The sequence below is a fragment of the Arthrobacter sp. SO5 genome (assembly GCF_020532805.1).
Taxonomy (GTDB): domain Bacteria; phylum Actinomycetota; class Actinomycetes; order Actinomycetales; family Micrococcaceae; genus Arthrobacter.
In genome coordinates this window covers 1-6,919 of record NZ_MQTQ01000052.1, presented here as the reverse complement: position 1 = coordinate 6,919, position 6,919 = coordinate 1, and the positions used below count along the sequence as shown (strand labels likewise).

5 protein-coding genes are annotated in these 6,919 nt (G+C 67.7%); 4 read left to right on the top strand and 1 reads right to left on the bottom strand.

From position 1 onward, the window contains the following. The 3 genes from BJG92_RS08760 to BJG92_RS08750 form a co-directional block, all read left to right on the top strand. Positions 1-809, top strand: an 809-nt coding sequence (locus BJG92_RS08760) for a hypothetical protein (RefSeq protein WP_232083646.1), incomplete at its 5' end; no start/stop codon positions are given. Between the two features lie 529 nt (positions 810-1,338). After that, the gene (locus BJG92_RS08755) at positions 1,339-2,586 is read left to right on the top strand and encodes a serine/threonine-protein kinase (protein WP_232083645.1); all 1,248 of its coding nucleotides are present in this window, start codon (positions 1,339-1,341) and stop codon (positions 2,584-2,586) included. Next, on the top strand, positions 2,583-3,134 hold the full coding sequence (locus BJG92_RS08750; RefSeq protein ID WP_232083644.1) for a mucin-associated surface protein: 552 nt from the start codon (positions 2,583-2,585) through the stop codon (positions 3,132-3,134). Before BJG92_RS08755 ends, BJG92_RS08750 begins: the two co-directional genes overlap by 4 nt. Positions 3,135-3,291: 157 nt before the next feature. Here BJG92_RS08750 and BJG92_RS08745 read toward each other — a convergent pair whose 3' ends face one another. After that, positions 3,292-5,511 (bottom strand): NADP-dependent isocitrate dehydrogenase, encoded by a 2,220-nt coding sequence (locus tag BJG92_RS08745; protein WP_232083643.1) that lies wholly within the window; start codon positions 5,509-5,511, stop codon positions 3,292-3,294. A gap of 246 nt (positions 5,512-5,757) precedes the next feature. Here BJG92_RS08745 and BJG92_RS08740 point away from each other — a divergent pair, with 246 nt between their 5' ends. Further along, a complete protein-coding gene (locus BJG92_RS08740) occupies positions 5,758-6,768 on the top strand; it encodes a serine protease (RefSeq protein ID WP_232083642.1) in 1,011 nt (336 codons plus the stop codon). The last annotated feature ends 151 nt before the right edge of the window (positions 6,769-6,919 follow it).

Here is a 6,919-nt window from a genome sequence, read left to right as displayed (position 1 = left end):
CCTCGATGCCTGCCCCCACGCCATCGCCGGGCCCCACGCCATCGCCGGACCCCTCGATGCCTGCCCCCACGCCATCGCCGGGCCCGATCCTTCCCGGCCCGGACCCCGCGCTTCCTGCTGTTCCGGTCCTGCCAGATCCCGGCCTGCCGGTCATCGACCCGGCACTTCCTGCTGCACCCGGGCTTCCGGTTCCCGTTCCGGTTCCCGTTCCCATTCCCGAACTCGTGGTGATTCCGGCGGCGGACCCCGTGATCCTTCCCCTCGACCCGGGCCTGGCTGGCGGTACCGCGGCATTGCCGATGGCGAGTGCCGGAGTGACCGGCGCCCCGGCGACGGCCGCTGACTGCGGGGTCGTCAGTGTGGCCGCTCCCGTGGCTGTGGCCATTGAGCAGCCGAGCACGGCAGAAGGCCGCCTTGAGCCTTACTCCCGCATGGCCAATTCCGGCTACGCGCCTGCGCCCGATCCTTCCGCCGATCAGCTGGCCGGGGCCCAACAAGCGTCCACCGCTCCCCCCGCAGCCCCGCCCGTCCTCCCTGCCGGCGGTGCCGGGGACACGAAGCCCCCTGCCGGCCATGACGACCCGAACCCGTGGCACGGAGGGACAGGTCTGCCCGCACCCAATGCCCTGCCCGCGGCCCCCGGCTCGGGATCCGGAAACATGCATTCCTCCAACGGCCCCTCTGGCGCTGCAGCCTGGATTCCCAACCTGTATCTGGTGATCCCCACGGCCGGCGCCGACGCAATCCGCGGTCCCCTGCAGCACGAGCACTCTGCCGTCTCTGCCGACCCCGGATCCTCCCCTGACTAGTTAGCCGTCTCTGCCCTCCACAGAGCACGGCCAATCGGGCTGCCTTGGGCGCCCGTCACCAGTCATTCAGGAGATTCCCCCCATGGACACCACCGTCCGCGACCGGTTTTCCGGCACCCCTTTTGCTCCCCGGTCTTTTGCTCCCCAGTCTTTTGCTCGCCCGTCTTTGGCTCTGCAGTCCTTCGCTCCGCAGTCGGCGCGCAAGCACTCGCTTCGGGCAGGCTTCCCGCTTCCTCTAGCGCGGTCCCGGCCCCCGGCTGCACCTCTGCTGCCGTCGAAGCGAAAATGCCCACGGCAACACGAGGAACACCCGCCCTAGCGATGCCAGTCGCTTCGCTTACGGTCCCCTGACCGCCGGAGCGAAGTCGTTGGGTCCGCTGGGGGACTCAACGGCCTTCACCAACTCCGGCGGGTGCCCGCCCGGCTGCGCGGCCGTTCGACCAGGCCGCGCCGTGGGGGCGGTGGATACCCGTCCCGGTATCATTCTTGAGGAGCGCCGCTGGGGCGCACGGGAAAGGGACGGGACAACGTGGACATTTCGCCCGATAGTGTCACGGCCGAGCTTTTGGGCGGCCGCTATCAGCTGGGAGAAGTGATCGGCCGGGGCGGCATGGCATCCGTCTATGCCGCCAAGGACGTCAATCTCGGCCGCGAGGTGGCGCTCAAGCTGTTCATTCCGCAGTCCGCGGACCCGGAGGAGCTGAGGCGCCAGGAAGCCGAGATTGAACTCCTGGCCACGCTTAATCATCCAAGCCTCGTGACGCTCTTCGACGCCGGGACGGACACACGGGTCCCGGCGGAGCCACGGCCGTTCCTGACCATGGAACTGGTGGACGGCCAGGACCTCCGGGCCCGGATCCGGCACAGTCCGCTTCCGCTGAACGAGGTGTCTGTTATCGGCGCCGGCGTTGCGGACGGACTTGCCTATGTGCACTCGCTGGGCATCATCCACCGGGACATCAAGCCGGCAAATATCCTCTTGGCGCCGGTCCGCCCCGGAGAGCCGCTACGGCCAAAGCTCACGGACTTCGGGATTGCCCGGATCATGGATGGCACCCGGCTCACGGCAACCGGCACCATGGTCGGCACTGCGGCGTACCTCAGCCCCGAGCAGGCCCGGGGCGCCGATCTTGGTCCGGCCAGTGACATCTACTCACTGGGCCTGGTCCTGTTGGAATGCATCAAGGGCGAGATCGAGTATCCCGGCAGCGCCGTCGAGTCTGCCGTGGCCAGGCTCCACCGCGCTCCCGCCATTCCGGGCACTCTCCCGGCCGAATGGGCTCAGCTGATCCGGGCCATGACCGCGCTCGACCCGCTGGACCGTCCGGCGGCCGCCGACCTGGAAATGGCGTTACGCCACGCCCTGGTCTCCCCCGGATCTTTGCCCGGGCCGGTGAGCGACGTTCACACCCGGGTACTGCCCGCGCCGCCTGCCCGGTCCCCGTTGATGGCCCCTACCGGAGCCAGCCCCACAACCGGCGCCAGCCCCACAACCGGCGCCGGCCCCCGGACGCGCCCCCTGCACCAGCTGAACCCGGATGCGGCGGGGGAATCGGGGAGTGAGTCCTTCCCTCTGCGCGCGCTCGCCCGTTTCCGGGCCGCGGGGCGCCGCCTCCAGGTTGCGGTACTCGTGGCGGTCCTCGCGGTTGTTGCGGCTGCCGTCGGCGTCGTCGTCTCCGCCACCGCCCCGGAGGCACCCGCCGTCGTGCACTATCCTGCCGTGACCGGAGATCTGGGCGGACACCTCGAGCAACTGCAGAAGAGCGTGGAACCATGATCCGGAGTGCACCCCGGGCAACAACCCGCTCCAGCGGCCCGGCCGCGCTTCTCACGGGCTGCCTGCTCAGCGCGGCCTTGCTCGCCGGCACACTCGCCGGTTGTTCTCCCGCTCCGGAGCTGGGGCAGGAGGCAGCCAAGCAGCTTCAGTCACAGGTTCTTGCCGTGACAGAGGCCTCGGCCGGATCTGACCCGGCAGCTTCCCTGAAGCTCCTCGATGAGCTAGTGACCACCCTGGACGCGGCCGCAGCCCGCGGGGAAGTATCCTTCAAGCGGCACCAGAGCATCAGGAAGTCCGTCGACACGGTCCGAGCGGACCTGAATGCCCAGCAGGCAGCTGCCGAAGCCGCCCGGGCTGCCGCAGCCGAAGCGGCCCGCGTTGCTGCCGAGCAGGAAGCTGCCCTGGTTGCCGCGGAACAAGAAGCGGCCCGCGTTGCTGCCGAGCAGGAAGCTGCCGCACGGGCGGCCGCACCGGCTCCCCTGCCCGCCGTCGCGCCCCTGCCGCCCGCTGACGGCGGCAAGGCCAAAGGCAAGAAGGGCAAGGGCTAGGGCAACCCACCAGTCCGGCGGCGCTGGGGCGGAAGACCCGGCGGGGCAGCCGACGGCGGCCCCAGCATCGGCGGTTCTGCAGCCCGGAGCCACGGCAGCAAAACGCCCCGCTTCCCTTGTGGGAGGCGGGGCGTCCGTGTTTGCGGTGAAAGGGCTGTTAGCCCAGCATGGACAGCACTTCGCTGAACTTCGCGGAGGGCCGCATCACGGCCGTGACCTTGGCTTCATCGGGCCGGTAGTAGCCGCCCAGATCGACCGGGGACCCCTGCACCGCGAGGAGCTCTCCCACGATGGTCTCCTCCCCGGAGTCCAGCGCGCCGGAAACAGCTGCGAATGCCTCGGCCAGCTCGGCGTCGTCGCTCTGGCGGGAGAGTTCCTGGGCCCAGAACTTGGCCAGGTAGAAGTGGCTTCCGCGGTTGTCCAGCTCGCCGGCCTTGCGCTTCGGGGACTTGTCCTCCAGCAGGAAGGTGCCCGTTGCACGGTCCAGGGTGTCGGCCAGGATCTGCGCACGGGCGTTGTTGGTGGAGGTGGCAAGGTGCTCGAAGCTCACGGCGAGGGCCAGGAACTCGCCCAGGCTGTCCCAGCGCAGGTGGTTTTCCTTCAGCAGCTGCTGGACGTGCTTGGGTGCCGAACCGCCGGCGCCGGTCTCGAAGAGTCCGCCTCCGTTGATCAGCGGAACCACGGAGAGCATCTTGGCGCTTGTTCCAAGTTCCAGGATCGGGAACAGGTCCGTCAGGTAGTCGCGCAGCACGTTACCGGTCACCGAGATGGTGTCCTCGCCCCTGCGGAGGCGCTCCAGGGTGAAGGCCGTGGCATCATTCGGTGACATGATGGCGATCTGCAGGCCCTCGGTGTCATGTTCCTTGAGGTATTCCTCGACCTTGGCGATCATCCGGGCGTCGTGGGCGCGGCCCTTATCCAGCCAGAAGATGGCGGGCGTGGCGGAGGCGCGGGCACGGGTGACGGCCAGCTTGACCCAGTCGCGGATCGGCACGTCCTTGGTCTGGCAGGCGCGCCAGATATCGCCCGGAGCTACCTGGTGCTCGAGAAGCACGGTGCCGGCGTCGTCGACGATCTGGACGGTGCCGGCAGACTGGATCTCGAAGGTCTTGTCGTGGCTGCCATATTCCTCGGCGGCCTGGGCCATCAGGCCGACGTTTGGGACGGTGCCCATGGTGGTCGGGTCGAAGGCGCCGTGGGCGCGGCAGTCGTCGATGACCACCTGGTAGATGCCGGCGTAGCTGCTGTCCGGCAGAACCGCGAGTGTGTCGGCTTCCTGCCCGTCGCGGCCCCACATGTGGCCGGAGCTGCGGATCATGGCCGGCATGGAGGCGTCAACGATCACATCGGAGGGCACGTGCAGGTTGGTGATGCCCTTGTCGGAGTCCACCATGGCCAACTCGGGGCCATCGTTGAGCCCATTCTTGATAGCCGCCTCGACGTCGCCGCGGATCTCCTCGGGGAGATCCGCGAGGCCGTTGAGGATGGAGGCCAGTCCGTTGTTCGGGCTCAGGCCGGCGGCGGCGATCTGTGCGCCGTAGGTGTCGAAGAGCTCGGCGAAGTACGCCTTGACGACATGGCCGAAAATGATCGGGTCCGAGACCTTCATCATGGTGGCCTTGAGGTGTGCGGAGAACAGCACGCCCTCGTCCTTGGCCCGGGCAACCTGGGCGGCCAGGAACGTATCCAGGGCCGCGGCGCGCATCACGGTGCCGTCGATGACCTCGCCGGCGAGGACGGGGAAGGCCCGCTTGAGGACCTTGACCGTGCCGTCATCCTTGACCAGGTGGATCTTGATGTTGCCGTCGGCCTTGATAACCACGGACTTCTCGTTGGAGCGGAAGTCATCGGCGGACATGGTGGCGACGTTGGTCTTGGATTCGGCGGTCCAGGCGCCCATGCTGTGCGGGTTCTGCCGGGCGTAAGCCTTGACGGAGAGCGGTGCACGGCGGTCCGAGTTTCCTTCGCGCAGAACCGGGTTCACGGCCGAACCCTTGATCTTGTCATAGCGTGAGCGGATGTCCGTCTCGACGTCGGAGGAGGGGTTGTCCGGGTAGTCCGGCAGCGCATAGCCTTGGCCCTGAAGCTCCGCGATGGCGGCCTTCAGCTGCGGCGTCGAAGCGCTGATGTTCGGCAGCTTAATGATGTTGGCTTCGGGCTTCTTCACGAGGGCCCCCAGTTCAGCCAGGGCATCGCTGACGCGTTGCTCTTCGGTGAGGAAGTCACCGAAGGCGGCGATGATGCGGCCGGCCAGCGAAATGTCGCGGGTCTCCACTTCCACACCGGCCGTCGAAGCGAAGGCTTCGACAATCGGCAAGAACGAATAGGTGGCCAGCATCGGCGCTTCGTCGGTGTGGGTATAGATAATCTTTGCCATTGCTAGGGCGTCTCCCTGAGGGTCTGGGTATTTCCGGAATCATGTGTTATCTGACCACCCCTAACTTACCCGAGGGAGCCCGGTTGCCGCCTACCGGCGTCGGCCGCCCGGAACTCCATGACACTGCAGCACCCAATGACAGAATATGACAGCGGCTTTACAGATAAGTCAAATTGACGTAGTTTCGTTCCCATCGCAGCGGCCGCCGCACCAGCGACCGCACCCTTTCCACCGGTTAGGACAACCATGAGAACACCCAAGACTCTGGCCACCAGTCTCCTCAGCCTGTCGGCAGCGGCGCTGTTGGCCCTGAGCGCCGCGGGCGCAGCAACGGCCGCCCCGGCTCCCGGCACATCACCGGCCGATTCCTCGGGCGTCACGAGCCATACCGTCGTCGAGACCGGAGCTGCGGACTACTGGACCGAAGAGCGGATGCGCAGCGCGATCCCCGGCGACGTCCTGGCCGGGAAGGCCATGCAGCGCGGGAACAACTCCAAGGCAACCCTGAACCGCCCGGTGGAAACAGGAGCACCCAGCACGGTCGAGGGCGCGGCCCCGTCGCTGCAGGCCAGGAAGGTCCAGCCGATCCAGCCGATGGCAAATGCCAGCGAGTCTCCCGTCCCACACATCGGCAAGGTCTTCTTCACCCTGGGCGGCGCCAACTACGTGTGCTCAGGCAACTCGATCTCGTCCGGGAACAAAAGCACCGTAGCCACGGCCGGCCACTGCGTCAACGAGGGCCCCGGCGCCTTCGCCACCCAGTTCACCTTTGTCCCGGCCTATCTCAACGGCGCCGCACCCTACGGCAAGTGGACGGCCAGGGCCCTGTACGCCCCCACCCAGTGGAGCTCCGCCGGGAACATGCAGTACGACACCGGCTTCGCCGTGATGTCCCCGCTCAACGGCAAGACCCTCAGCGACGTCGTGGGTGCCTCCGGCCTGCAGTTCAATGCCGCCCGCGGCCTGAGCTACAAGTCCTTCGGCTACCCGGCTGCGGCACCCTTCAACGGCGAATCGCTGAAGAGCTGCACCGGCGCCGCCAAGAACGATCCGAACAGCCCCTCGTTTATGACTCAGGGAATCCCCTGCAATATGACCGGCGGCTCCTCGGGCGGCCCGTGGTTCATCGGCTCCAGCGCCACCGGCTACCAGAACTCGGTCAACAGCTACGGCTACGGCACCAACTCCACCACGATGTACGGCCCGTATTGGGGCTCCGTCATCCAGCAGAGCTACGCCACCGCGGCTGCCTCGTAGGAAACCCGGCCACACCCATACCAGCGCGGGGTTACTTCTGGCCCATCTCCAGCAGCGGGGATGGACCAGGGTGGCCCCGCGTTGCCGTTTAGCCCCCCGGTGCCCGACCCGCGCGGCCCCGGCCCCCGCAGCACCCGGGCCCCCGCTGCAC

Coding starts and splice junctions, on each gene's coding strand:
- BJG92_RS08750 (WP_232083644.1), top strand. CDS start 2,583: ATGATCCGGAGTGCACCCCGGGCAACAACCCGCTCCAGCGGCCCGGCC.
- BJG92_RS08745 (WP_232083643.1), bottom strand. CDS start 5,511: ATGGCAAAGATTATCTATACCCACACCGACGAAGCGCCGATGCTGGCC.
- BJG92_RS08740 (WP_232083642.1), top strand. CDS start 5,758: ATGAGAACACCCAAGACTCTGGCCACCAGTCTCCTCAGCCTGTCGGCA.